The sequence below is a fragment of the Pseudomonas sp. 22490 genome, assembly GCF_052044465.1.
GTDB classification, from domain to species: Bacteria; Pseudomonadota; Gammaproteobacteria; order Pseudomonadales; family Pseudomonadaceae; genus Pseudomonas; species Pseudomonas aeruginosa.
Genome location: NZ_JBQENS010000018.1, coordinates 85,130 through 110,009, shown reverse-complemented (window position 1 = coordinate 110,009; position 24,880 = coordinate 85,130). Strand labels below are relative to the sequence as shown.

At 66.8% G+C, this 24,880-nt stretch carries 23 protein-coding genes; 17 read left to right on the top strand and 6 right to left on the bottom strand.

Annotated features, from left to right (window positions below; all coding sequences use genetic code 11):
• Positions 1-34: 34 nt before the first annotated feature.
• Positions 35-946, bottom strand: a complete 912-nt coding sequence (locus ACTJJX_RS20265; protein WP_016851817.1) for a LysR family transcriptional regulator — start codon at positions 944-946, stop codon at positions 35-37.
• A 107-nt stretch (positions 947-1,053) separates the two neighbouring features.
• Here ACTJJX_RS20265 and ACTJJX_RS20260 point away from each other — a divergent pair, with 107 nt between their 5' ends.
• Together ACTJJX_RS20260 and ACTJJX_RS20255 are read left to right on the top strand one after the other, a co-directional pair.
• Positions 1,054-2,412: an MDR family MFS transporter gene (locus ACTJJX_RS20260; protein WP_003082692.1), complete on the top strand. Its 1,359-nt coding sequence runs from the start codon at positions 1,054-1,056 to the stop codon at positions 2,410-2,412.
• Positions 2,413-2,425: 13 nt separating this feature from the next.
• A complete protein-coding gene (locus ACTJJX_RS20255; protein ID WP_016851816.1) occupies positions 2,426-2,812 on the top strand; it encodes a DUF4440 domain-containing protein in 387 nt (128 codons plus the stop codon).
• Positions 2,813-2,819: 7 nt separating this feature from the next.
• Here ACTJJX_RS20255 and ACTJJX_RS20250 read toward each other — a convergent pair whose 3' ends face one another.
• Positions 2,820-3,434: a TetR/AcrR family transcriptional regulator gene (locus tag ACTJJX_RS20250; RefSeq protein WP_003082696.1), complete on the bottom strand. Its 615-nt coding sequence runs from the start codon at positions 3,432-3,434 to the stop codon at positions 2,820-2,822.
• A gap of 157 nt (positions 3,435-3,591) precedes the next feature.
• On the opposite strand from ACTJJX_RS20250, the gene ACTJJX_RS20245 reads away from it, so the two are divergent.
• From ACTJJX_RS20245 to ACTJJX_RS20190, 12 genes are all read left to right on the top strand, one after another.
• The gene (locus tag ACTJJX_RS20245) at positions 3,592-5,133 is read left to right on the top strand and encodes an MFS transporter (RefSeq protein WP_016851815.1); all 1,542 of its coding nucleotides are present in this window, start codon (positions 3,592-3,594) and stop codon (positions 5,131-5,133) included.
• 626 nt (positions 5,134-5,759) lie between these two features.
• The gene (cyoA, locus tag ACTJJX_RS20240) at positions 5,760-6,755 is read left to right on the top strand and encodes a ubiquinol oxidase subunit II (protein ID WP_003086856.1); all 996 of its coding nucleotides are present in this window, start codon (positions 5,760-5,762) and stop codon (positions 6,753-6,755) included.
• A 6-nt stretch (positions 6,756-6,761) separates the two neighbouring features.
• Positions 6,762-8,738 (top strand): cytochrome o ubiquinol oxidase subunit I, encoded by a 1,977-nt coding sequence (cyoB, locus tag ACTJJX_RS20235; RefSeq protein WP_003082705.1) that lies wholly within the window; start codon positions 6,762-6,764, stop codon positions 8,736-8,738.
• Positions 8,739-8,741: 3 nt separating this feature from the next.
• The gene (gene cyoC / locus ACTJJX_RS20230; protein ID WP_003086858.1) at positions 8,742-9,371 is read left to right on the top strand and encodes a cytochrome o ubiquinol oxidase subunit III; all 630 of its coding nucleotides are present in this window, start codon (positions 8,742-8,744) and stop codon (positions 9,369-9,371) included.
• Complete coding sequence (gene cyoD / locus ACTJJX_RS20225) at positions 9,371-9,706, top strand: cytochrome o ubiquinol oxidase subunit IV (RefSeq protein WP_003109258.1); 336 nt, start codon at positions 9,371-9,373, stop codon at positions 9,704-9,706. The genes cyoC and cyoD overlap by 1 nt, the downstream gene beginning before the upstream one ends.
• Positions 9,707-9,716: 10 nt before the next feature.
• Positions 9,717-10,607: a heme o synthase gene (cyoE, locus tag ACTJJX_RS20220; RefSeq protein ID WP_016263743.1), complete on the top strand. Its 891-nt coding sequence runs from the start codon at positions 9,717-9,719 to the stop codon at positions 10,605-10,607.
• A gap of 238 nt (positions 10,608-10,845) precedes the next feature.
• Complete coding sequence (locus ACTJJX_RS20215; RefSeq protein WP_016851814.1) at positions 10,846-13,044, top strand: TonB-dependent receptor; 2,199 nt, start codon at positions 10,846-10,848, stop codon at positions 13,042-13,044.
• Between the two features lie 128 nt (positions 13,045-13,172).
• Complete coding sequence (locus tag ACTJJX_RS20210; RefSeq protein ID WP_003082731.1) at positions 13,173-13,505, top strand: DUF883 family protein; 333 nt, start codon at positions 13,173-13,175, stop codon at positions 13,503-13,505.
• 59 nt (positions 13,506-13,564) lie between these two features.
• Positions 13,565-14,077 (top strand): hypothetical protein, encoded by a 513-nt coding sequence (locus ACTJJX_RS20205; protein ID WP_003123080.1) that lies wholly within the window; start codon positions 13,565-13,567, stop codon positions 14,075-14,077.
• 265 nt (positions 14,078-14,342) lie between these two features.
• On the top strand, positions 14,343-14,750 hold the full coding sequence (locus tag ACTJJX_RS20200) for a YybH family protein (RefSeq protein WP_003082737.1): 408 nt from the start codon (positions 14,343-14,345) through the stop codon (positions 14,748-14,750).
• Positions 14,747-16,294, top strand: a complete 1,548-nt coding sequence (gene ilvA, locus ACTJJX_RS20195; RefSeq protein WP_016851813.1) for a threonine ammonia-lyase, biosynthetic — start codon at positions 14,747-14,749, stop codon at positions 16,292-16,294. Before ACTJJX_RS20200 ends, ilvA begins: the two co-directional genes overlap by 4 nt.
• A gap of 1,196 nt (positions 16,295-17,490) precedes the next feature.
• The gene (locus ACTJJX_RS20190) at positions 17,491-18,291 is read left to right on the top strand and encodes a DNA/RNA non-specific endonuclease (protein ID WP_316249854.1); all 801 of its coding nucleotides are present in this window, start codon (positions 17,491-17,493) and stop codon (positions 18,289-18,291) included.
• A 3-nt stretch (positions 18,292-18,294) separates the two neighbouring features.
• Here the strand turns inward: ACTJJX_RS20190 and ACTJJX_RS20185 are convergent, their stop codons facing one another.
• Positions 18,295-19,203 carry a LysR family transcriptional regulator gene (locus ACTJJX_RS20185; protein WP_016851812.1) on the bottom strand — a complete coding sequence of 303 codons (909 nt, stop codon included), beginning with the start codon at positions 19,201-19,203 and terminating at the stop codon, positions 18,295-18,297.
• An 84-nt stretch (positions 19,204-19,287) separates the two neighbouring features.
• On the opposite strand from ACTJJX_RS20185, the gene ACTJJX_RS20180 reads away from it, so the two are divergent.
• A complete protein-coding gene (locus tag ACTJJX_RS20180) occupies positions 19,288-19,719 on the top strand; it encodes a GlcG/HbpS family heme-binding protein (RefSeq protein ID WP_004348825.1) in 432 nt (143 codons plus the stop codon).
• 5 nt (positions 19,720-19,724) lie between these two features.
• Positions 19,725-20,504, top strand: a complete 780-nt coding sequence (locus ACTJJX_RS20175; protein ID WP_003109252.1) for an SDR family oxidoreductase — start codon at positions 19,725-19,727, stop codon at positions 20,502-20,504.
• A gap of 55 nt (positions 20,505-20,559) precedes the next feature.
• On the opposite strand, the gene ACTJJX_RS20170 is transcribed toward ACTJJX_RS20175, so the two are convergent.
• Positions 20,560-22,107 carry a TerC family protein gene (locus ACTJJX_RS20170; RefSeq protein ID WP_003082751.1) on the bottom strand — a complete coding sequence of 516 codons (1,548 nt, stop codon included), beginning with the start codon at positions 22,105-22,107 and terminating at the stop codon, positions 20,560-20,562.
• Positions 22,108-22,432: 325 nt separating this feature from the next.
• Between ACTJJX_RS20170 and ACTJJX_RS20165 the strand changes: the two genes are divergently transcribed.
• A complete protein-coding gene (locus ACTJJX_RS20165) occupies positions 22,433-23,056 on the top strand; it encodes a class I SAM-dependent DNA methyltransferase (RefSeq protein ID WP_015648442.1) in 624 nt (207 codons plus the stop codon).
• A gap of 5 nt (positions 23,057-23,061) precedes the next feature.
• On the opposite strand, the gene ACTJJX_RS20160 is transcribed toward ACTJJX_RS20165, so the two are convergent.
• Positions 23,062-23,268: a hypothetical protein gene (locus ACTJJX_RS20160; protein ID WP_003082754.1), complete on the bottom strand. Its 207-nt coding sequence runs from the start codon at positions 23,266-23,268 to the stop codon at positions 23,062-23,064.
• Between the two features lie 194 nt (positions 23,269-23,462).
• A complete protein-coding gene (locus ACTJJX_RS20155; RefSeq protein ID WP_014603102.1) occupies positions 23,463-24,575 on the bottom strand; it encodes an alkene reductase in 1,113 nt (370 codons plus the stop codon).
• Positions 24,576-24,880: the final 305 nt, after the last annotated feature.

Here is a 24,880-nt window from a genome sequence, read left to right as displayed (position 1 = left end):
GGCCGCCGCGGGCAATCGCGGCGGCCTCGGTTTTCTAACCGGCGTCCGGGTGCCCCAGGCGAGTCTTGAGGAAGTCGATGAACGCGCGGACCTTCGACGGCAAGTGGCGGGTCGGCGGATAAACGGCATGCACGCCCTGGAGCGGAAACCCGTGGTCCGCCAGCAGGCGTTGCAGCGCGCCGTAGCGCAAGTCGGCCTGCACCAGCCAGTCCGGCAGCACGGCGATACCCAGGCCGTCGAGGGCAAAGGCGCGCAGGGCCGCGGCGTTGTCGGCCAGCAGCATGGGATGGCGCGGTCCGCGGTAGCTGCGCAGGGCGCCGTCGGGGGCGCGTACTTGCCAGGGCAGGGAGTCCGCCAGCCGGCTGTGACCGAGATTCTGCAGGCGCTCCAGACTCTCCAGGTCGGTCGGCGGCGGTTCGCCGAGCGCCGCCAGGCAGGCCGGGCTGGCCACCGCCAGGACCTCGAAGCTGGCCAGTTGCACCGCATGGTGGGTGGAGTCCTCCAGGCGCCCCAGGCGGATGGCGACGTCGAAGCGTTCGCCAATCAGGTCGGCATGCAGCGATGAGGTCGACAATTGTACCTGCAACGCCGGGTGCAGCCGGGCGAATGCCTGCAGGGCCGGCACCAGTTGGCGCAGGCCGTATTCCTGGGTGGTGGTGACGCGCAAGCTGCCACGCAGTTCGCCATGCTCGGCGCGGGCGTCGTCGATGGCCAGGCGCGCCTCGTCGAGCACCTTCACGCAGCGCTGGTAGAAGCGTTCGCCAGCATCGGTCAGGGCCATCCGCCGGGTGCTGCGGCTGAGCAGAGAAACGCCCAGTTCGGCCTCCAGCCGCTTGAGGTTGAAGCTGACTACCGCACGCGTCTGGCCGAGGGTGTCGGCGGCGGCGCTGAGGGAACCGCAGTCGACCACGGCGCGAAAGGTTTCGAAGCGGTCGAGGCTGACCATGGAAGGCGTCCCTATTGTCAAATTCGATTTGACAGTCTATGCGCGATTAGCCTCTCCAGATAGCGCGAGCGCCTCGCTATGCTCCCCGGCAAACCTCCGGAGCGCCCATGAATCAACCGTCCCGCCTGGCCACTTTGTACCTGCTGGGGTTCGCCCTGGACCTGGTGAACATCTTCATCGCCAGCGTCGCCTACCCGGACATCGGGCGTTCCCTTGGCGCTTCGGTGGCGACCTTGGCGTGGATCGGCAACACCTACCTGCTCGGCTTGACCCTGGTGATTCCGTTGAGCGTCTGGCTCGCTTCGCGCCTGGGAGAACGGCGACTGATGCTGCTGGCACTGGCCGGTTTCGCCAGCGCTTCGCTGGGTTGCGGCCTGGCTGGATCGGCGGCGACGTTGATCGTCTGGCGCCTGTGCCAGGGGTTGGCCGGCGGGTTGCTGATCCCCCTCGGCCAGGCCATGGCCTATCGGAATGTCCCTGCGTCGGCACGGGCCGGCCTGACCGCACGGGTGATGCTGGTGGCGCTGATCGTTCCCGCCGTGGCGCCTGCCCTCGGCGGCTGGCTGGTGGACAGCCTGTCTTGGCGTGGGATCTTCTTCGCCAGCGTGGCGCCAGCGCTGCTGGTGCTGGCCCTGGCGATGCGCTGGCTGCCCAGGCACAAGCATGCGGCGCAGCGCCTGGACCTGCGCGGCCTGCTGCTCGGCTCGGCGGCGCTGGCCACGCTGCTGGTGGCGCTCGCCTGGCTGGGATCGCCCGGCGGCGGCGGGCGTGGCCTGCTCCTGGCGCTGCTGGCCTGCGTGCTGGGCTGCTGCTACTGGCGTGACGGGCGCGCTCGTACCGACGCGCTGCTCGACCTTGGCTTGCTGGAGGCGCCATTGCTGCGTACGGCGATGCTGGTCTATCTCTGCGTGCCGGGAGCCTTCATGGGCGCCAACCTGGTCGCCATGCTCTATCTGCAAGGCCCCCTCGGCCTCAGCGCGAGCCGTGCCGGTGCGCTGATGCTGCCCTGGGCGCTGGCGGCCGGCCTGGCCATCGGCCTGACCCGGCGACGCTTCAATCGCTGGGGGCCGAAATCCTTGCTGCTGGCGGGCATGGCGATACAGGCCGGCGGCCTGCTGTGGCTGGCTCGAAGCGGGGAGGGGAGCGGCTTCTGGCAACTGGCGGGGGCCTACGCGACCATGGGATTCGGCGGCAGCCTGTGTAGCAGCGCGGCACAGGGCATGGCCTTGCTCGACGTCCCGGCGGCGCGCATGGGCCATGCCAGCGCCTTGTGGAACATCAATCGGCAACTGGCGTTCTGCCTGGGCATGGCCGTGCTCGGTGGGTTGCTCAACCTGTTGCAGGCGCGGGCCGACCCCGCGGCCTTCGTCCACTGCTTCCTGTTCGCCGCCGCTTTCACGCTATTGCCTCTGCCGTGGGTGAGGCGTATCGATTCCGCCGGGGTTCGCGCCCTGGTCCAGACCTGAAAGGAGCTACACCATGACTTGTGCCTACCGCCGGGAAATCCACCATGCCCACGTGGCGATCCGCGACTGGCTGGCCGGCGACTCACGGGCTGACGCGCTGGATGCGTTGATGGCGCGTTTCGTCGAGGACTTCTCGATGGTCACGCCGCATGGCGTGGTCCTGGACAAGACTGCTCTGGGCGAGCTGTTCCGCAGCAAGGGCGGCACCCGTCCTGGGCTGCGCATCGAGATCGACGGCGAGAGTCTGCTGGCTTCAGGCGTGGATGGCGCGACCCTGGCCTATCGGGAAATCCAGTCCGACGCGGCGGGTCGCAGCGAGCGCCTGTCCACCGTAGTCCTGCACCGTGACGACGAAGGGCGGCTGTACTGGCGCCACCTGCAGGAAACCTTCTGCGGCTGAGCCTGCCTCAGTCGCTGGCACCGAGCAGGCGCAGGAAGGCATCGGCGAGTTCGCCGGCCAGCGGCTGGGTATCCAGGCGGCCGCCGGCGATGGCGTCGTCGGCGGCGCCATGCAGCCCGGAGTAGAGCAGCAGGGCGTTCAGCCGTGGGTTGCGCAGCGGCCAGGCGCCGGCCGCCGCGCCGTTCTCCAGTAGCTCCGCCAATTGCTCCAGCACGCGGTCGCGCTCCTGGTTGCCGCGCTGGTGGTGATGGTGCTCGCTGTAGACCACATCGTGCAGCCGGTAGCCCTCCAGGTAGCCCGCCAGGCCGCTCTCGGTCCAGGCGCGCAGGCGGCCGGGATGGTCGTTCGCCGGACAGGCCTCGACGGCATTCGCGATGCGCTGCTGGAAAGCCTGGGTGAAGCGCTCGCGCAGGGCCAGGAGGATGTCGGTCTTGGCTTGGAAGTAGTGATAGAAGGTACCCTTGGCGACCCCCGCGGCAGCGACGATGTCGCTGATGGTGGTGGCGTCCACACCCTTGTCTAGGAACAGTTGCTGCGCCGCTGCCATCAGTTCCTCGAGACGAACCTCCGCAGGCTTGGTGCGCGGTTGGCGGGCAGGCTGTTCGGCGTGGCGATCGGGCATGGAGCGCGGGTCCGGTGGTTGGGTTGGCCGCAGTGTAAAAGAGCGTGGAGGGGAAGACGAGGCATGACAGGAAGATGAGAATGTTTCGCGATATTTATTGACTGACCGTCGGTCAATGGATTATTCCTGGGCCAGCGCCCTCTCATCGGAGTACTCCATGAACCCTTCGCGTCGTGTCGCTCTGGTCGCCGCCATTTACCTGGGAACCTTCATCGCCTCGCTCGACATCAGCATCGTCTACCTCGCCCTGCCGACGCTGCAGTACGCCCTGGATACCGACCTGGCCGGCCTGCAGTGGGTGGTCGACGCCTATGCGCTGTGCCTGAGCGCCTTCATGCTGTCTTCCGGACCGCTGAGCGACCGCTACGGTCGCAAGCTGACCTGGCTGCTCGGGGTCGGCCTGTTCAGCTTCGGTTCGCTGCTCTGCGCGCTGGCCACCTCGCTGGCGCTGCTGCTGTTCGGACGCGCGGTCCAGGGCATCGCCGGGGCGCTGTTGATACCCGGCGCGCTGTCGATCCTTACCCAGGCTTTCCACGATCCCGGCCAGCGCGCCCAGGTGATCGGCGGCTGGACCTCCTTCAGCGCGCTGTCGCTGATCCTCGGCCCGCTGCTCGGCGGCCTGCTGGTGGAGCACGCCGGCTGGCAGAGCATCTTCCTGATCAACCTGCCGCTCGGCCTGCTGGCGCTCGCCCTGGGCCTGTGGGGCATCGAGGAAACCGCGCACCCCGAGCACGCCGCCTTCGATCCCCTGGGGCAGTTGCTCAGCGTGGTCTGGCTGGGAGCGTTGACCTACGCCCTGATCGCCGCGGGAGAGGGCGGCTGGTTGTCTCCCACGGCCTGGCCGGCGCTGCTCCTGGCCGGGGTCGGCCTGCTTGGCTTCCTCTTCGTCGAGCGGCGGACCGCCCGACCGCTGCTGCCCCTGGGGTTGTTCCGCCAGGCCGGGTTCGCCGTCTGCAACCTGGCCTCGTTCGTCCTCGGTTTTTCCGGCTACGCCAGCCTGTTCTTCCTCTCCCTGTTCTTCCAGCAGGTGCAGGGTGCCTCGGCGCAGCAGGCCGGCTTCTACCTAGCGCCGCAGTTCCTCGCCATGGGCGCACTGTCCATGCTGTTCGGCCGGTTGCAGCGGCACGTACCGCTGCGACGCCTGCTGGTGCTGGGCTACCTGGTGATCGGCCTGGCCATGCTGGCGCTGGCCGCTTGCGGTACGGGAACCGCGTATCCCTGGGTCGGCCTGTTGCTGGTGGCGCTCGGCCTGGGCATGGGCCTGGCCGTTCCCGGCACCGGTCTGGCGGTCATGGCGAGCGTGGCCCGCGAGCGTTCCGGGATGGCCTCGGCGACCATGAATACCCTGCGCCAGGCCGGCATGGCCGTCGGCATCGCGTTGCTGGGAGCGCTGCTGAGCGGGCGGGCGATCGTCGTCCTGGGCGATCGGCTGGAGGAGCTGGGGATTGCCGATGCGCAACGGCTCGCCACCCAGGCGATCACGGCCCATCGCTTGCCTGGTTCCCTGGCGGGGCTCGACGCCGAGCTGCCGGCCGCGCTGGCCGAGGGCTTCCGTCTGGCTATGCTGGTGGCCGGAGCCAGCGCCCTGCTGGCCGCCGCGCTGCTCTGGCGCCTGCGCGTTAGCGCCGGCCCGGCGGCGGATACAGTTGGCGCATCTGGACGAACGGCAGGGGTACAGTTGCAGGCCGATAGACGCTGACTCTCGGGTCACGATGTTGGCGCGGGGGCGATTTCCTTGCGTTATGCTGCTCGAAGCGAAGAATATTCGCGTATTCCAACTGTTGTGCTAGGGTATGGCCTGCGACAACCTGTCGCAGGCAGGTAAAAGCCCTACTTTATCTATGTTTGAGAAAGTCTATTGCAAGATGTGTCATAGGCTCCTCAGCTGAAATGAATTGTAATAACTGACGCTCAGTTTCGGTCCAACGAGCGTCGCGCGAGTCTCTGCTCCGCATCGCGATAAATGGGTTCCTGCCTTGCCTGTTGCACAACAAATAGCCGACCGATAACTGCGACCTGATCACCCGGCGGGAAGGGCAATCCTTCTCGCCCAGGCATGCACGTGCCTTGGCCGCCCTTGGCCTCTTCCGGCACAGCTTCGAAAACGCTGTTCATCAAGGAACGACTCAGCGCGTGGAACGAGTCCGCCACCGGAATCGGGAAAGGTATCCGCTTGCCTTCTCCCGTGGTCGGGCAATGGCCGTTCCGTACCCCGGCGGCGACTGCATGTCTGGAACTGGCTGAAGCCAGCGGTCTCCGCCACAAGCCTTGCAAGGAGACATCCATGAGCGACCACTCGCTCCTTCCATCGATTAAGGCCGGAAGATGACCAAAGCAAACCCGTTTGCCGCATTGAAATGGCTTTCCCTGGCGCCCGCGCTGCTGCTCGGCGGCTGCGACATGACCCTGTTCAACCCGAAAGGGCAGGTGGGCATGGACGAGCGCACCCTGATCATTACCGCGACCCTGCTGATGCTGATCGTGGTCATCCCGGTGATCGTGATGACCCTGGCGTTCGCCTGGAAGTACCGCGCCTCGAATACCCAGGCCGAGTACAAGCCGGACTGGCACCACTCCAACCGCATCGAGGCGGTGGTCTGGCTGGTGCCCTGCGTGATCATCGCGATCCTCGGCTGGATCACCTGGGAAAGCACCCACAAGCTCGACCCGTACCGTCCGCTGGACTCCGAGGTCAAGCCGGTCACCATCCAGGCCGTTTCGCTGGACTGGAAGTGGTTGTTCATCTACCCGGAGCAGGGTATCGCCACGGTCAACGAGATCGCCTTCCCGAAAGACACCCCGGTGAATTTCCAGATCACCTCGGATTCGGTGATGAACTCGTTCTTCATCCCGCAGCTGGGCAGCCAGATCTACTCGATGGCCGGGATGATGACCAAGCTGCACCTGATCGCCAACGAAGAAGGCGTGTTCGACGGTATCTCCGCGAACTACAGCGGCGGCGGTTTCTCCGGCATGCGCTTCAAGGCCATCGCCACCTCCGAGCAGGGCTTCCAGGACTGGGTCGCCAAGGTCAAGGCGGCACCGACCAGCCTGTCGATCGGCACCTATCCGGAGCTGGTCAAGCCGAGCGAGAACGTTCCGCCGACCTACTTCTCTTCGGTCAGCCCGGAACTGTTCGGCCACATCCTCACCAAGTACGAGCACCACGGCGACGCCAAGGGTGCCGCGCACGGCGAGCACGCCGGGGCTGAGCACGAAGCCGCCATGACCGGTCACGACATGCAGGACATGGACATGCAAGCCATGCAGGGCATGAAAGACATGAAGGACATGCACATGCAACCGAGTACCCAGGAGTAAGCGCAGATGTTCGGGAAACTGACACTCTCGGCCGTGCCTTACCACGAGCCCATCGTCATGGTCACACTGGCCGTCGTCGCCCTGCTGGGCCTCGGCGTGGTCGGTGCGATCACCTACTACCGCAAGTGGACCTACCTGTGGACCGAGTGGCTGACCTCGGTCGACCACAAGAAGATCGGCGTGATGTACATCGTCGTCGCCCTGGTCATGCTGGTCCGCGGCTTCGCCGACGCGATCATGATGCGCGGCCAGCTGGCCCTGGCCGAAGGCGCCAACCACGGCTACCTGCCGCCGGAGCACTACGACCAGATCTTCACCGCGCATGGCGTGATCATGATCATCTTCATGGCCATGCCGTTCATGACCGGCCTGATGAACCTGGCCGTGCCGCTGCAGATCGGCGCGCGCGACGTGGCGTTCCCCTTCCTCAACTCGCTGAGCTTCTGGCTGCTCGTGGTCAGCGCCATGCTGGTCAACGTGTCGCTGGGCCTGGGCGAATTCGCCCGTACCGGCTGGGTGGCCTATCCGCCGCTGTCGGAGCTGGCCTATAGCCCCGGGGTAGGGGTGGACTACTACATCTGGGCGCTACAGATATCCGGGATGGGCACGTTGCTCACGGGGATCAACTTCCTGGTCACCGTGTTCAAGATGCGTGCCCCGGGCATGAAGCTGATGCAGATGCCGATCTTCACCTGGACCTGCACCTTCGCCAACATCCTGATCGTCGCCTCGTTCCCGATCCTCACCGCTGCGCTGGGCCTGCTGTCGCTCGACCGCTACCTGGACATGCACTTCTTCACCAACGAGCTCGGCGGCAACGCCATGATGTACATCAACCTCTTCTGGGCCTGGGGCCATCCCGAGGTGTACATCCTGATCCTGCCGGCCTTCGGTATCTTCTCCGAGGTCACCGCGACCTTCGCCGGCAAGCGCATGTTCGGCTACAAGTCGATGGTCTGGGCCAGCGCCGCGATCACCTTCCTCGGCTTCACCGTGTGGCTGCACCACTTCTTCACCATGGGGTCGGGCGGTGACGTCAACGGCTTCTTCGGCGTGGCCACCATGCTGATCTCGATCCCCACCGGGGTGAAGCTGTTCAACTGGCTGTTCACCATCTACAAGGGCCGCCTGCGCTTCAGCACGCCGATCCTGTGGACCCTGGGCTTCATGGTGACCTTCACCATCGGTGGCATGACCGGCGTCCTGCTGGCCATCCCGGGCGCGGACTTCCTGCTGCACAACAGCCTGTTCCTGATCGCCCACTTCCACAACACCATCATCGGCGGCGCGGTGTTCGGCTACCTGGCCGGCTTCGCCTTCTGGTTCCCGAAAGCGTTCGGCTTCACCCTCGACGAGAAGTGGGGTAAGCGCTCCTTCTGGTGCTGGCTGGTGGGCTTCTACATGGCCTTCATGCCGCTCTACATCCTCGGCTTCATGGGCATGACCCGTCGCCTGAACCACTACGACAACCCGTTGTGGAAGCCCTACCTGGTGGTCGCGTTCTTCGGCGCCGTGCTGATCTTCTGCGGCATTGCCTGCCAGCTGATCCAGCTGTTCGTCTCGGTCCGCAACCGCAAGCAACTGGCCGACGTCAATGGCGACCCGTGGGAAGGCCGCACCCTGGAATGGGCCACTTCCTCGCCGCCGCCGTTCTACAACTTCGCCGAGCTGCCGAAGGTACAGGACGTGGATGCCTTCCACGACATGAAGAAGGCCGGCACCGCCTACCGCAAGCTGCCGGCCTACCAGCCGATCCACATGCCGAAGAACACCGCCGCGGGCTTCTCCATCGCCGTGTTCGCCTTCGTCTTCGGCTTCGCCGCCATCTGGCATATCTGGTGGCTCATGGCGGTCGGCTTCGTCGGCATGATCGGCTCCTTCATCGTGCGCAGCTACAACCAGGACGTCGACTACTACGTCCAGCCCGAAGAGATCGAGAAGATCGAAAGCGCCCGTTTCCAGCAACTCGCCAAGCAGGTCTGAACCATGTCGACGGCAGTATTGAACAAGCATCTGGCCGACGCCCACGAAGTGGGCCACGACCACGATCATGCACATGATAGCGGCGGCAACACCGTATTCGGTTTCTGGCTCTACCTGATGACCGACTGCGTGCTGTTCGCCAGCGTCTTCGCCACCTACGCGGTGCTGGTTCACCACACCGCCGGCGGCCCCAGCGGCAAGGACATCTTCGAGCTGCCCTACGTGCTGGTGGAAACCGCCATCCTGCTGGTTTCCAGCTGCACCTACGGCCTGGCCATGCTCTCTGCGCACAAGGGCGCCAAGGGCCAGGCGATCGCCTGGCTCGGGGTCACCTTCCTGCTCGGCGCCGCGTTCATCGGGATGGAGATCAACGAGTTCCACCACCTGATCGCCGAAGGTTTCGGCCCGAGCCGCAGCGCCTTCCTGTCGTCCTTCTTCACCCTGGTCGGCATGCACGGCCTGCACGTCAGCGCCGGTCTGCTGTGGATGCTGGTGCTGATGGCGCAGATCTGGACCCGCGGCCTCACCGCGCAGAACAACACCCGGATGATGTGCCTGAGCCTGTTCTGGCACTTCCTCGACATCGTCTGGATCTGCGTCTTCACCGTCGTCTACCTGATGGGGGCCCTGTAATGAGCAGCGCTGCACACGACAACCACGGCGCCGGCCACGGCAGCCTGGGTTCCTACGCGATCGGCTTCGTGCTCTCGGTGATCCTCACCGCGATCCCGTTCTACATGGTCATGGACGGCGGCTTCTCGCGCCACGCGACCATCCTCACCATGGTCGTCCTCGGCCTGGTGCAGGTGGTGGTGCACCTGATCTGCTTCCTGCACATGAACATGTCGTCGGAAGGGCGCTGGAACGTGATGGCGTTCATCTTCACGGTGATCGTCATCCTGCTGGTGGTCGGTCTCTCGCTGTGGATCATCTTCAGCGCCGACATGCTGATGATGCCGATGCCCTGAGGGCCATGACGTGAAGCTGAAACGCTATCTCCTGGTGGCCAAGCCGGGAATCATCTTCGGCAACCTGATCGCGGTGGCGGGGGGATACTTCCTCGCCGCCCGCGGCAGCGTCGAGCCGATGCTGTTGCTGGCCACGGTCATCGGCCTGTCGCTGGTGGTCGCCAGTGGGTGCGTGCTGAACAACTGCATCGACCGCGACATCGACCGGCACATGGAGCGGACCCGCGGGCGAGTCACCGTGACCGGGCAGATCTCGCTGAAGGCTGCCCTGGCCCACGGCCTGGTCCTCGGGGTCGCCGGCTTCGGCCTGCTGTGGTGGCGGACCAACCCGCTGACCACCGCGCTGGCCGGCTTCGGCTACTTCGTCTACGTCGGCCTGTACAGCCTGTGGTTCAAGCGTCGTTCGCAGTACGGCACGCTGGTCGGCAGCCTCTCCGGGGCGATGCCGCCGGTGGTCGGCTACTGCGCGGTGAGCGGCCAGTTCGACGCCGGCGCCGCCTCGCTGCTGGCGATCTTCTGCCTGTGGCAGATGCCGCACTCCTATGCCATCGCCATCTTCCGCCTGAAGGACTACGAGGCGGCTGGCATCCCGGTGCTGCCGGTGGCGCGCGGCATCGCGGTGACCAAGATCCACATCGTGCTCTACATCCTCGCCTTCATGGCGGCGACCCTCGCCTTGTGCCTGGGCGGCTACGCCGGCTACGGCTACCTGCTGGTGGCGGTGGCGGTGAGCCTGTGGTGGCTGGCCATCGCCCTGACCGGCTACTGGACCGCCGACGACCGGGTCTGGGCGCGCAAGCTGTTCGCCTTCTCCATCATCGCCATCACCGCGCTGAGCGTGATGATGTCCATCGACTTCCAGGTGGCGCCCGCCACCCATCTGGTCGCCTCGCTGTTCTGAGGCGACACGCTTTAGGGAAAGCCCCGCCGGTCGATTGGCGGGGCTTTTTTTTGTCTGCGCGATGGCAGGGATGCGGACGCCGCCTGGCAGAAGGGCCGCGCGGCGAGCCCTCTGTTCCGGGACTCTGCCGTTGGTTATCAGATTTTTCCGGGAGCTTTTTCGGAGCTGTCCGGCTTGTGAAAAAAACCCTCCATCAATCAAATGCCAATGATTCTCAATAACCAAGATGGAGTACTTCATGGATCGTCGCAACGAGCCGTCCCCCTTGCCCACCAAACGCCCGCTGGCGCCGCTGATGCTGTTGATGGCCGCCTGCTCCTCGCCGGCCCTGGCCGAGGACGCGGCGCGTAAGGACGATCCCCTGGAACTGGGAGCCGACACGGTCACCGGCGAGCAGGCCTCGTCCAGGGTCGAACGCTCGGCCTCGGCCAAGTACGCCGTGCCGCTGCTGGATACCCCGCAGACCGTCACGGTGGTGCCGCAAAAGGTGATCCAGGAGCAGAACGCCCTGAGCCTGCGCCAGGTGCTGTCCAACGTCTCCGGCATCACCTTCAACGCCGGCGAAGGCGGCGGCGGTTCCGGCGACAGCATCAACATCCGCGGCTTCAGCGCCAACGCCAACATGCAGGTGGACGGGCTGCGCGACAGCGCCCAGACCAGCCGCAGCGACCTGTTCAACCTGGAGGCGGTGGAAGTGATCAAGGGACCGAACTCGGTGTTCGGCGGCGCCGGCACCAGCGGCGGCAGCATCAACATGGTCAGCAAGCAGCCCAAGGCCGAAGCCTTCACCCACCTGGGCGCCGGGCTGGGCACGGACCGCTACCGGCGCCTGACCCTGGACACCAACCAGCCGCTGGAAGGGCTTGGCGAATCGACCGCCTTCCGCCTCAACCTCATGGCCCACCACAACGACGTCGCCGGGCGCGAACAGATCGACAAGCAGCGCTGGGGCATCGCGCCATCCCTGACCTTCGGCCTGGACACCCCGACCCGCCTGACCCTGAGCTACTTCCACCAGCGCGACGACAACCTTCCCGACTATGGCGTGCCGGCGCTGAACGGGCGCAAGCTGGACGGCGTCAGCCGCCACGATTATTTCGGCTGGCGCAACCTGGACGAGGAACGGATCGACAACGACGTCGCCACCCTCAAGCTCGAACACGATTTCAGCGACGACTTCCAGTTGCAGAACCTCATCCGCTATTCCCACCTGCATCGGGACACGGTGATCTCCGCCTCCCACGTCAACCAGAAGGGCCTGCCGCCGGGTCGCTACCTGCCGGCGGGACCGCAAGCCTACGGGCGCGATTCGAAGACGCGGATGTGGATCAACCAGACCAACCTCACCGGCCGCTTCGATACCTTCGGCCTGGCGCATACGCTGATCGGCGGCTTCGAGCTGTCCCGCGAGACCTACGACCGCACCACCTACTCCTACAACCTGGGCAAGTTCTACCCGGCCAACGGCTTCGACCTGCACAACCCGCCGGGCTACTGGAACGGCCCCACCGACAAGCGCGGCAGCGCGCGCAACCGGACCGAACTGGAGGTCAAGGCGCTGTACGCCTTCGACACCATCGCCCTGGACGAGCGCTGGGACCTCAGCCTGGGCCTGCGCTACGACTGGATCGACGGCACCTCGCGGAGCACGCCCTCAGGCAAGCCGACGGTGCGCGCCGACAGTTCCGACGGCAAGCTGAGCACACGGGCGGGGCTGGTATTCAAGCCGCTGGAGAACGGGCGGGTGTACTTCTCCTACGGCACCTCCTTCAACCCCTCGGCGGAACACCTGGTCACCACCGGCTCGGGCGTGACCGAGGCGACCGGAGGCCTGGCGCCGGAGAAGAACAGCACCTACGAGCTGGGCACCAAGTGGGAGTTCCTCGGACGGCGCCTGGAGCTGGACGCGGCGCTGTTCCAGGTGAAGAAGGAGGACGCTCGCGAACGCCTGGCCGACGGCAGCTACGTGCTTGCCGGCGAACAGCGCGTGCGTGGCCTGGAGCTGAGCGCCAGCGGCAAGCTGAACGAGCACTGGGACCTCTTCGCCACCTACACCTACCTCGACAGCGAAACCCTGAAATCCAGCAACCCGCAGCGTGAGGGACAGGCCCTGGGCAATACCCCGCCGCGCTCGTTGAGCCTCTGGAGCACCTACGAACTGCCCGAGGGCGTGACCCTGGGCTATGGCGCACGCTACGTCAGCCAGCGCAACGTCACCTCGGTGGACAACGGCAAGCTGGATGCCTACTGGGTGCACAACATGATGCTCGGCTACCAGGCGACGCGCGACCTGAAACTGCAACTCAACCTCGACAACCTGTTCGACAAGGCCTACGTCGAGCGGGTGCGCCAGGTGTACGGCAACCAGTCGCGCTCCTCGGCCATCGAGTATGGCGACGGTCGCACGGCGATTCTTTCGGCGATCTACGCGTTCTGACGGCAGGCAGGCCATGGAAGCCGGCGCCCACTGCCTGGGCGCCGGTTCTTCCCGGCGATTTCCTCTGAACTTTTTCACTGCGGCGCCTATCAACTCCTTTGCAAGTCATTTTTCAGGGAGCCTCTTCGATGGCACGCAAAAACGCAGTGAAAGACAACCTCGAGCAGATCCAGCACCAGAGCTACAGCGAGCTGCAGGAACTGCTCTCCGAAGCCAACAGCATGCTCGCCGACAGCGCCGCCTTCGCCGGCGACAAGGCCGATAGCGCCCGTGCGCGGATCGGCGCGCTGCTGGAGAAGGCCAACGATGCCCTCGGCAAGGGCGGTAGCGCCGTGGCCGAACGCAGCCGCCACGCGGTGGATGCGACGGAAAGCTATATCGGCGCCAATCCCTGGCAGACCGTGGCCATCACCACCGCGGTGGGCCTGCTCGCCGGCTTCCTGCTCGGGCGTCGCTCCTGAGCACGCGGTCGGTGCCGCACAACGGACTCGTTACCTTCGCTTGAAAAAAGGAATTGCCCATGCTTTCGATCAAGAAGAACCTCGGCCTCCTGGCCATGACCGCGGCCCTGGCGGCCTGCGCCTCCAATCCCAACGACCTGCCGGATTTCCCGGAGCATGAATACGCGGCGACCCAGCAGGTGGGAGAGGGCGTGATCAACGGCGACCTGTACCTGACCAGCGCGTCGGGTGCGATCCAGAAGGGGACCAACACCAAGGTCACCCTGGAGCCTGCGACCAGCTACATGAAGGCCTACTACGCGAAGTTCGGCAACCTCGATGCCGCCAAGCGCGATCCCGACGTGCAACCGCCGGTGCTCGACCCGCGACGCGCCACCTACGTGCGCGAGGCGACCACCGACCAGAACGGTCGCTTCGACTTCGACCACATCCCCAACGGCACCTACTACATTTCCAGCGAGCTGACCTGGAGCGCCCAGAGCGATGGCAAGACCATCACCGAGGGCGGCACCGTCACCAAGCTGGTCACCGTGAGCGGCTCGCAGCCGCAGAAGGTGCTGCTGACCCGCTGACCTCTGGCGGTGTTCGGCCAAAACGGCAAGCCCCTGCCATCGCGGCAGGGGCTTTTTCCTGCCGGCGCGGCCGGACCGCTTGACAGCCAACGGGCCTGCGCCGTAGTTTCGATACCCATGACCTTCGCGACCCTGCTTACCCGCCGCAGCATTATTACCGCCATTCCAGCTATGGCGGGTTAGCCAGCGTCCACTCCGAACCCGCCCTCGAGGCGGGTTCTTCGTTCTGTCTCCTGGGCCAAAACCACCGAACCGGGAGAACAGCATGCAGCACCAGACCCTCCAGAACCTCGTTGGCCGGGCCGACGCCCTGATCAATGCCGGGCAGTTCGATGCCCTGATGGATTTCTACTGCGACGACGCCACCCTGGTGGTCAAGCCGGGCCTCAACGCCTGCGGCAAGGCGCAGATCCGCCAGGCGTTCGACGCCATCGCCCGGCACTTCGAGCACAGCCTGCGAGTGCGCCAGCACGACCTGCGGGTGATCGAGGCGGGAGATACTGCGCTGGTCATGGCCGAGGCGGTGATCGAGTCGAAGGCCGGACGCCTGCAACGTCGGGCCACCTACGTGTTCCGCCAGGAGGCCGATGGCCAGTGGCGCTGCGCGGTGGACAACTCCTACGGCACCGACCTGCTGGCCTCGGTGGCGGCGAGCGCGGAGGCCAGCCGATGAGCGCCTCGACCCTCAGCGCAAGCAAACCCCTGCTGGCCGGCTACGTGGAAAGCATCCTGGCCGCGCCGGTGTACGACGTCGCCGTGGAAACCCCCTTGCAGGTCGCGCCGCAGTTGTCCCAGCGCCTGGGCAACCGGGTGCTGCTCAAGCGCGAGGACCTGCAGCCGGTGTTCTCCTTCAAGATCCGCGGCGCCTACACCCGTGTCGCGCGCCTGAGCGACGAGCAGAAGGCCCGCGGGGTGATCACCGCCTCCGCCGGCAACCATGCCCAGGGCCTGGCCCTGGCGGCGCAGCGCCTGGGCGTGCGGGCGGTGATCGTGATGCCGCGCACCACTCCCGAACTCAAGGTCAAGGGCGTGCTGGCACGCGGCGGCGAGGCGTTGCTGCACGGCGACGCCTTCCCCGATGCGCTGGCCCATGCCCTGCAACTGGCCGAGCGCGAAGGCATGACCTTCGTCCCACCCTACGACGATCCGGACGTGATCGCCGGACAGGGCACGGTGGCGATGGAGATCCTCCGCCAGCACAGCGGCCGCCTCGACGCGATCTTCGTGCCGGTCGGCGGCGGCAGCCTGATCGCCGGGATCGCCGCCTACGTCAAGCACCTGCGTCCGGATATTCGCGTGATCGGCGTCGAGCCGGAGGATTCCAACTGCCTGCAGGCGGCGCTGGCCGCCGGCGAACGGGTGGTGCTGGGCCAGGTCGGGCTGTTCGCCGACGGGGTGGCGGTGGCGCAGATCGGCGCTTGCAACTTCGAGGTCTGCAAGGACCATGTCGACGAGGTGATCACCGTCGGCAGCGACGAAATCTGCGCGGCGATCAAGGACATCTACGACGACACCCGTTCGATCACCGAGCCGGCCGGCGCCCTGGCCGTAGCGGGGATCAAGAAGTACGTGGCCCGCGAACGCACCGAGGGGCAGACCCTGGTGGCCATCGACTCCGGTGCCAACATCAACTTCGACCGCCTGCGCCACGTTGCCGAGCGCGCCGAACTGGGCGAACAGCGCGAAGCGATCATCGCCGTCACCGTGGCCGAGCGGCCGGGCAGCTTCAAGGCCTTCTGCGCGGCGCTGGGCCGGCGCCAGATCACCGAGTTCAACTACCGCTACCACAGCGACCGCCAGGCCCACCTGTTCGTCGGCGTGCAGACCCATCCGCTCACCGACAGCCGCGCCGACCTGCTCGCCGGCCTGCGCGAGCAGGGCTTCCCGGTACTCGACCTGACCGACAACGAGATGGCCAAGCTGCACATCCGCCACATGGTCGGCGGCCACGGTACCGAGGTGCGCCGCGAGCGGCTGTTCCGCTTCGAGTTTCCCGAACGCCCCGGGGCCTTGCTGAACTTCCTCGACAAGCTCGGCTCGCGCTGGAACATCAGCCTGTTCCACTACCGCAACCACGGCGCCGCCGACGGTCGGGTGCTGGCCGGATTGCAGGTGCCGGACGAGGAGCGCGGCGAGCTGGAGGCGGCGTTGCAAGTCATCGGCTATCCGTACTGGGAGGAAACCCACAACCCGGCCTACCGGCTGTTCGCCGGTTGAGCTGCGCGGCGGTGCGCCAGCGGGACATGGCCCTGTCATGTCCCTCGGCTAGACTCCTGCCAGGGATATCCGCCCAGCGAGGGACATGGCCATGCGCAAGCGCAACCCCCGGCGGGCCACGCCGGAAGAACTGCGGGTCTGCTCGGTACTGAAGGAAAAGGGCACCCGCGAGGAACTCGCCCACCTCGCCGCCCGCGGTGAGTGGAGCAACGTGCCGGCGTACAACGCCAGCCGCGAGCAGATCGCCGACCACCTGGGCAAGAGCGTGTCGCCGGAATCCGACGCCTCGTTCTTCGACTCGCGGCGCTTCAGCGAGGCGATCGTCCTGCTCAAGAGCCGGCCGGTGCTGCTGGTGAAGAACGGTATCTTCGACGAAGCGCCGCTGGCCGGCCTGGAGCAGCGCCTGAAGAAGCATCGCGCCGCGCTGGCCACGCCGATCCGCTCGGTCGGTCGGCTGGAACTGATCGACCACGACAGCATGGACTGGTGCGGTACCGGCTGGCGCATCGAGGACGACCTGATCGTCACCAACCGGCATGTCGCCAGCCTGTTCGCCGAACGCCAGGGCAGCCTGTTCCGCTTCCGTCTCAACCAGGCCGGCAAGCAGGTGCGCACCCGCGTGGACTTCCGCGAGGAATACCGCCAGCCGGAAAGCGACGAGCATGTGATCGCGCGGGTCCTGTGGATCGCCCCGGACGTCTCCGAGGCGCCGGACATGGCGATCCTCCAGGTAGTGAAGGGCGACTTGCTGCCGCCGCCGCTGGTCCTCGCGCGCCAGGATGCCGAGCCGCGCCAGGCGNCGGCTATCCGGCGCGCGACAGCCGCAACGACGCCGGGGCGATGGAAGATATCTTCGGCAACATCTACGACGTCAAGCGTTTTGCTCCCGGCGAAGTCGTGGGATTGCCCCATGACGCCTGGTACCTGACCCACGACTGCTCGACCCTGGGCGGCAATTCTGGCTCGGCGGTGCTTTCGATCGACGGCGGCGAGGTGGTCGGCCTGCACTTCGGCGGCCAGTTCCGCAAGACCAACTATGCGGTGAAGGCCAGCGTGATCCGCAGCCTGCTGGCGCGTCGCGCCTGGGTGCCGGTGGCCGGGGCGGAGCTGAAGCGNTCCAGGAAAAGCAGCGCAGCGTCGCCGACCTGGCCGAGCGCAAGGGCTTCGACGAGGCCTTCCTCGGGCCGAAGGCGGCCTTGCCCAAGCCGGGCAAGAGCCACCAGGTGCTGCCGGTGGGCAAGGGCATGCGCCTGGACTACCTGCATTTCTCGGTGGTGATGAGCGCCAGGCGGCGCTTGCCGATCCTCACCGCGGTGAATATCGACGGCGCGCTCAAGCGTTCGCTCAAGCGCAAGGATTCCTGGGGCTTCGACCCGCGCATCGAGGCGGCCGCGCAGGTCGGACACAAGGACTTCTACGGCCCGGCTTCGTTCGACAAGGGCCACATGGTGCGTCGCGAGGATCCCGGCTGGGGCGACAGCGATGCCGTCGCCCGGCAGGCTGAGGACGACACCTTCGTCTACACCAACGCGGTGCCCCAGGTGGCGCAGCTCAACCAGCGCAGCTGGCTGTCGCTGGAGGACTACGTGCTGCAGAACGCCAGGAGCGAGGGCTTCCGCATCTCGGTGTTCACCGGCCCGGTGTTCCGCGACGACGATCCGCTCTACCAGGGCGTGCAGGTGCCGCTGGAGTTCTGGAAGGTGGTGGCGATGATCGACGCCGACAGCGGCGAACTGGGAGTGTCCGCCTACCTGCTGGGGCAGGAAGGGATGATGCCCAGCGAAGGCTTCCGCTACGGTGCGTTCAAGACCTACCAGGTGCCGTTGGCGAAGGTCGAAGCCAGCGCCGACCTGCGTTTCTCCAGCGCCCTGCGCAAGGCCGACGTGCTCGCCGGCACGCCGCTGGAGGAGGCGCTGGAAAGCGGTCGCTTCATCGAGATCGACGGACCGGACGACCTCCTGCTGAGCCGGCCGGGGCCGGCCGGCAAGGGCCGCTGAGGTTCAGGCCGGCTGCCGCCACTCGCGTAGCAGTTCGATGAAGGCGCGCAGCTTGGCCGGTACGTGGCGGCGGTTCAGGTAATACAGCCACATCGGCGGCAGCGGCAGGCAACTGCCAGGCAGCACTTCCACCAGGCGCCCGGCAGCGAGGTCCGCGGCGACTCGCTCGCGGATGAATGCCTGGGCGATCCCTGCGCCGGCGCGGGCCGCCTCGATGATCGTCTCGGTGTCGGTGCTGACGAAGCGTGCCGGCAGGTCCACTTCCAGTTCCCGCCCGTCTTCCCGCAAGCGCCACTTGTGCAGGCGGCCGCTGCGCGGGAAACGGAAGCGCACGGCGGCATGCCCATCGAGGTCGGCGACGCTGGCCGGCGTACCGTACTCGGCGAGGTAGGTCGGAGTGGCCACCAGCAGGCACGCCAGCGGCGCTGTCAGTTGCACCCCGACCATGCCCGGCTGCAGGGCGTCGGCCAGGCGGATGCCGGCATCCAGTCGTTCCCTGACGATATCCACCAACTGGTCCTCGTAGCGGATCTCCAGTTGTACCTTCGGGTAGCGTCGCACGAACTCGTTGAGCATCGGTGCGATCACCAGGTTCTTCGCCAGGTGCAGGGCGCTGATGCGCAGCTGCCCGGAGGGTTCCGCGAGGCTTTCGCCGAGCGCTTCGCGGGCGCGCACCAGGTCGCGGTAGGGCTGTTCGGTCTGTTCGTGGTAGCGCTGCCCGGCCTCGCTCAGGCTGACCCCGCGGGTGGTGCGGTGGAACAGCTTGAGACGCAGCTCGGCTTCCAGTTGGTTGATCGCCTGGCTCACCGCTGCCGGCGTCACCCCGAGCAGGCCGGCGGCGCGGGTGAAGCTGCCGGTGTCGGCGACCTGCCTGAAGACATGCAGGCCGGCGAGGGGATCGCGTCGATTCATTGTTAGAAAAACTTGAAAGTCTACGTAGGAGAAGGCCGGTTCTGTTAAAGCTTCGACCTTTCTAGACTGGCCCGCAAGCACTCGATGAGGACGCCCGCCATGTCTACCCACCTGTCTCTGCAACATGCCCAACGCTGCATCGCGGCGGCCATTGCCGAAGCGCAGCGGCAGCGCCTGGCGGTCTGCGTCGCGGTGGTTGACGCCCACGCCAACCTGCTGGCGTTCGTACGGATGGACGACAGCGTTCCCGGCGCCATCGACCTGGCCCAGCGCAAGGCGCGCAGCGCCGCGCTGTTCCGCCTGCCCAGCGGCGAGCTGGGCCGACTCGCCGGGCCGGGCCAGCCGTTGTGGAGCATCGAGCAGAGCAACGGCGGGCTGGCCTGCTTCGCCGGCGGCATGCCGCTGGGCGATGCCGGCGTTTCCTGCCTGGGTGGCGTCGGCGTCTCCGGCGCCAGCGCGGCCCAGGACCAATCCATCGCCGAGGCCGCCGTGGCCATGGCAACAATCCAGAGGTAATCGAGATGAAACAGAAGCGAATCCTGGTGACCGGGGCCGGCAGCGGCTTCGGTCGGGAAGTGGCGTTGCGCCTGGCCGCCCGCGGCCATCGGACGATCGCCGGCGTGCGCGGCGCCGGGCAGGCCGCCGACCTGCGCGAAGAGGCCGGGCGGCGTGGCGTCCCGCTGCGGGTGGAAACCCTCGACATCACCGTCGCCGCCGATCGCGAACGCGCCTGGGAATGGGATATCGACGTGCTGCTGAACAACGCCGGCAGCGCCGAGGCCGGGGCCAGCGCGGAGATCCCGCTGGAACTGGTGCGCGCGCTGTTCGAGACCAACGTGTTCGCCAACCTGGAACTGACCCAGGGTTTCGTCCGGCGCATGGTCGAGCAGAAGCGTGGCGGCAAGGTGCTCTTCGTGTCGTCCATCGCCGGCTTGATCACCGGACCCTATACCGGCCCCTACTGCGCCTCCAAGCATGCCCTGGAGGCCTTCGCCGAGGCCCTGCATGCCGAACTGAAGCCGTTCGGCATCCAGGTTGGCACCATCAATCCCGGCCCGTACCAGACCGGCTTCAACGATCGCATGATGGAAACCTGGAAACGCTGGTACGACCCGCAGCGCCACTTCACCGACCACAGCGGCGTGCGCTTTCCCTTCGAGCAGTACGATCCGGAGGAAATGATCGCGCGGATGGTCGAGCTGGCCGAGGCTGACGAAGGCCCGTTCCGCACCCTGTTGCCGGAAGCTTTCGTCGAGGTGGTGAAGGACGAGCAGGCGCAGGCCTGGCAGCGCCGCCTGTAGCGGTCTGCCGCTGCGCCGGGGAGGACGGCGGCCGGATCGGCGGCCGCCGCTTCGCTCAGCCCCTGCGCAGCAGGACCCGGGTCACCCGGCGTTCTTCCACTTCCACCACCCGCAGTTCCCAGTCCTGCCACTGCAGGCGGTCGCCGATCACCGGCAGGCGGTCGAGCAGGCTCATCACTAGCCCGGCGAGGGTCTGGTAGTCCTCCGTGGCGCGCGCGTCGAACCCCACGCGTCGACGCACCTGGCTGAGGTTCATGGCACCGCTGACCAGATAGCCGTCGTTCTCCTCGACCACGTCCGGACCGTCGATCTCACTGGCGTCGGGCAGCTCGCCGGCGATGGATTCGAGAATGTCGGTCAGGGTCAGCAGGCCGATGAACTCGCCGAACTCGTTGACCACGAAGGCCACGTGGGTCGAGGCCTCGCGCATCTGCTCCAGGGCGTTGAGGATCGAGCAGTCCTGCAACAGGTTGAGCGGCTGGCGGGCCAGGCTTTCCAGGTCCGGCTGGGCGCCGGCGAGCAGCTCCTTGAGCAGTTCCTTCTTGTGCACGTAGCCCAGCGGCTCCTCGACGCGCCCGTCGCGCACCAGCGGCAGGCGCGAGTAGGACGATTCGAGCAGCGCCGCGCGGATCGCCTCGCGGCCGCTGTCGAGGTCGATGCAGTCGACCTCGGCGCGTACCGTCATCAGGCTGCGGATGGGCTTCTCGGCCAATTGCAGCACGCCGCTGATCATCACCCGCTCGCGGCGGTCGAAGACCACCTGGTCGTCGCCCTCCTCGAACAGGTCGGCGACTTCCTCGCCGACCTCGTCGGCCTCCAGGCGCTGGCCGCCGAGCAGGCGCAGCACCGCATGGGCGGTACGCGCGCGCAGCGGGCGGTGGCCCTGCAGGCTCTTCTTGCGGCGCTTGCGGGCGACCTGGTTGAACACCTCGATGAGGATCGAGAAGCCGATGGCCGCGTACAGGTAGCCTTTCGGGATATGGAAGCCCAGGCCCTCGGCGGTCAGGCTGAAGCCGATCATCATCAGGAAGCCCAGGCACAGCATGATCACCGTCGGGTGACGATTGACGAAGCGGGTCAGCGGCTTGCTGGCGACGATCATCAGGCCGATGGAGACGATCACCGCGATCATCATCACTTCCAGGTGCTCGACCATGCCCACCGCGGTGATCACCGCGTCGAGCGAGAACACCGCGTCGAGCACCACGATCTGCGCGACGATCGGCCAGAACAGCGCGTAGGTCTTGTTGCCGGCGTGCTGGGCGACATGGCCTTCGAGGCGTTCGTGCAGCTCCATGGTGGCCTTGAACAGCAGGAACACGCCACCGAACAGCATGATCAGGTCGCGGCCGGAGAAGCTCTTGCCGAATACCTCGAACAGCGGCTCGGTGAGGGTCACCATCCACGAGATGCTCGCCAGCAGGCCCAGGCGCATCAGCAGCGCCAGCGACAGGCCGAGGACCCGGGCGCGGTCGCGCAGGTGCGGCGGCAGCTTGTCGGCGAGGATCGCGATGAACACCAGGTTGTCGATGCCGAGGACGATCTCCAGCACGATCAGGGTCGCCAGGCCGAGCCAGGCAGTCGGGTCAGCTATCCATTCCATGTGCGCTTACCTCCCGGTCCGGCTGGCCGTCGCGCTGGCGCGACGCTGCACGGCGCGGCTGCGGCAGCCGGCGGTGACGGAGGGGGACGAGGCGAGGGATTCGGCGTCGAGGGGCGGACGCAGGTGGCGAAGGCGAAGCGGGGAGGGTTGTCCGGAAGGACGACTGGGGGGCTCCGAAAGGGTGGTCATGATGGCCATTGAGAGTCAAAGGGAAGTCGATCCTACTGTGTCGCGGGCCCTCGCCACAGCGGGAAACTATTACAAAACCTTAGGCGAAACCCGTGCCGGCGCTAGACTGGGCGGAACCCCGCCACTGCGAGCAGACATGAGCACCGAGGATTTCGACGCGATCACCGCCACCACCCTGGCCGACTACCAGCGCAACGCCGAAGGCTTCCGCGAGGGCACCCGCGGCCACGACGTGAGCCAGAACGTCGAGGCGCTGCTGCGCCAAATCGACGGGCCGCCGCCGTACCGGATCCTCGATTTCGGCTGCGGTCCCGGGCGCGACCTGGCCACCTTCCGCCGCCTCGGCCACCAACCGGTGGGACTCGAAGGCACGCCGCGCTTCGTCGAGATGGCCAGGGCCGACAGCGGTTGCGAGGTATGGCAACAGAATTTCCTGGCGCTGCGACTGCCGGCTGGGCACTTCGACGGCATCTTCGCCAACGCCAGCCTGTTCCATGTGCCCGGCAGCGCCTTGCCGCGGGTGCTCGGCGAACTCTTCGAAGCGCTGCGACCGGGCGGCGTGCTGTTCAGCTCTAACCCGCGCGGCGACAACCGCGAGGGCTGGAATGGCCAACGCTACGGTGCCTACCACGATTACCCGGCCTGGAAACGCCTGCTGGAGGAAGCCGGTTTCGTCGAGCTGGAGCACTACTACCGGCCGCCGGGCCTGCCGCGCGAGCAGCAGCCCTGGCTGGCGAGCGTCTGGCGGCGCCCCGTCTGAAGGCGCTACAGGGTCTGCCGGTGCGGCGTGCCGAGCACGCTGCGGTACTGGTCGAGGCGCTTCGGCGAGAGGTCGCTGCGTTCCAGGCTGTCGAGGGCGTAGGACTTGATTTCGGCGTCGCTGTAGGGGCGTTCGACGCTGCGCGGCGGGTTGGCGCAACCGGTCAGGACGACCAGGCTGGCGGCCAGGGAGACGATCAGGGACTTGCTCATGGCGGATTCCTCGAAATGTTCCTCGATGCTATCGGTGGTCCCCCCTGTCCAGGAAATCAGGCCTATTAATAATGAATATCTGGCGAATTGAGTCTAGGTCCCGCCAGCCGTGGGTTCTAGTCGACCAAAGGCGAGGTTGTGGCGGCATGTTTCGCCAACCGGCCGCGCGCTCGCGGTCCGGTCGGCTAGGGGTTTCAACCGGCCGCCTGCGGTAGGCTCGGGTAGTCGGTGTAGCCGGCGGCGCCGCCACCGAAGTAGGTCGAGCGGTCACCGTCGGCCAGCGCCAGGTCGTGCTCCAGGCGGTAGGGCAGGTCGGGGTTGGCGATGAACGGCCGGCCGAAGCCGATCAGGTCGGCCCAGCCCCTGGCCAGGGCTTCCTCGGCGCGCGCCTTGGTGTACATGCCGGAGTAGATCAGGCTGCCACGGTAGACGATGCGCAACGCTTCCTTGAACGCCGCCGGCATGGCCGGGGCGTCTTCCCAGTCGGCCTCGGCGATGTGGATGTAGGCCACGCCGATCTCGTCCAGTAGCCGCGCCGCGGCCAGGTAGGTGGCTTGCGGGGTGTCGTCGACCGCGCCCTGCAGGGTGGTCAGCGGCGCCAGGCGCACGCCGATGCGCTCCCTGCCGACCACCGCGGTGACCGCCTCGGCGACTTCGCGGAGGAAGCGCAGGCGGTTCTCCAGCGAGCCGCCGTATTGGTCGTTGCGCGCATTGGCCTGGGAGTCGATGAACTGGTTGATCAGGTAGCCGTTGGCGCCGTGCAGTTCGACCCCGTCGAAGCCGGCGTCGAGGGCGTTGCGTGCGGCCTGGGCATAGTCGGCGACGATCTCCCGGATTTCCTCCACTGCCAGTGCGCGCGGCGCCGAGTGCTGGACCATCTCGCCGCCGCCGGCCTGCGCTCCGCGGCCCTGGGGATCGACGAAGACCTTCACGCCTTCGGCCACCAGCGCCGAGGAGGACACCGGGGCGGCGTTGCCCGGTTGCAGCGAGGTGTGCGAGACCCTGCCGACGTGCCAGAGCTGGGCGAAGATGCGCCCGCCGGCGGCGTGCACCGCGTCGGTGACCTGGCGCCAGCCGGCGACCTGCTCGGCGCTGTGGATGCCCGGCGTCCAGGCGTAGCCCTGGCCCTGCCGGCTGATCTGGGTGCCTTCGGAAACAATCAGGCCGGCGCCGGCGCGCTGGCTGTAGTACTCGGCCATCAGCGCGGTGGCGACTTCGCCACTGGCGGCGCGGGAACGGGTCATCGGCGGCATGACGATGCGATTGGGGAGGGTCAGGTGGCCAAGGGTATAGGGGCTGAACAGCATGATGGCGATCTCGCTCGTGAGGCCGGCCGCGGCGCGGCGTACTGGAAGAAGGTGGGCGCATTATTGGCGGAACGATTCGTGCGAAAAACAGCTGCCGGGGAAAATGACACTTGAGTTCAATTCATGAATGCCCGGATAGCGCGGGCGCACCGAGGGAGGAGGAATGGCCTATGACGCGCTGCGTCAGGCGGGTAGGGCGGATAACGCCCCCGGCGTTATCCGCCGAGCGGAATCGCAGGCGGGTGAGAAATGTCGGATGAAGCATCGCGCCCTGCGCCAGGCGGGCAGGGCGAAGAGGGCCCCCG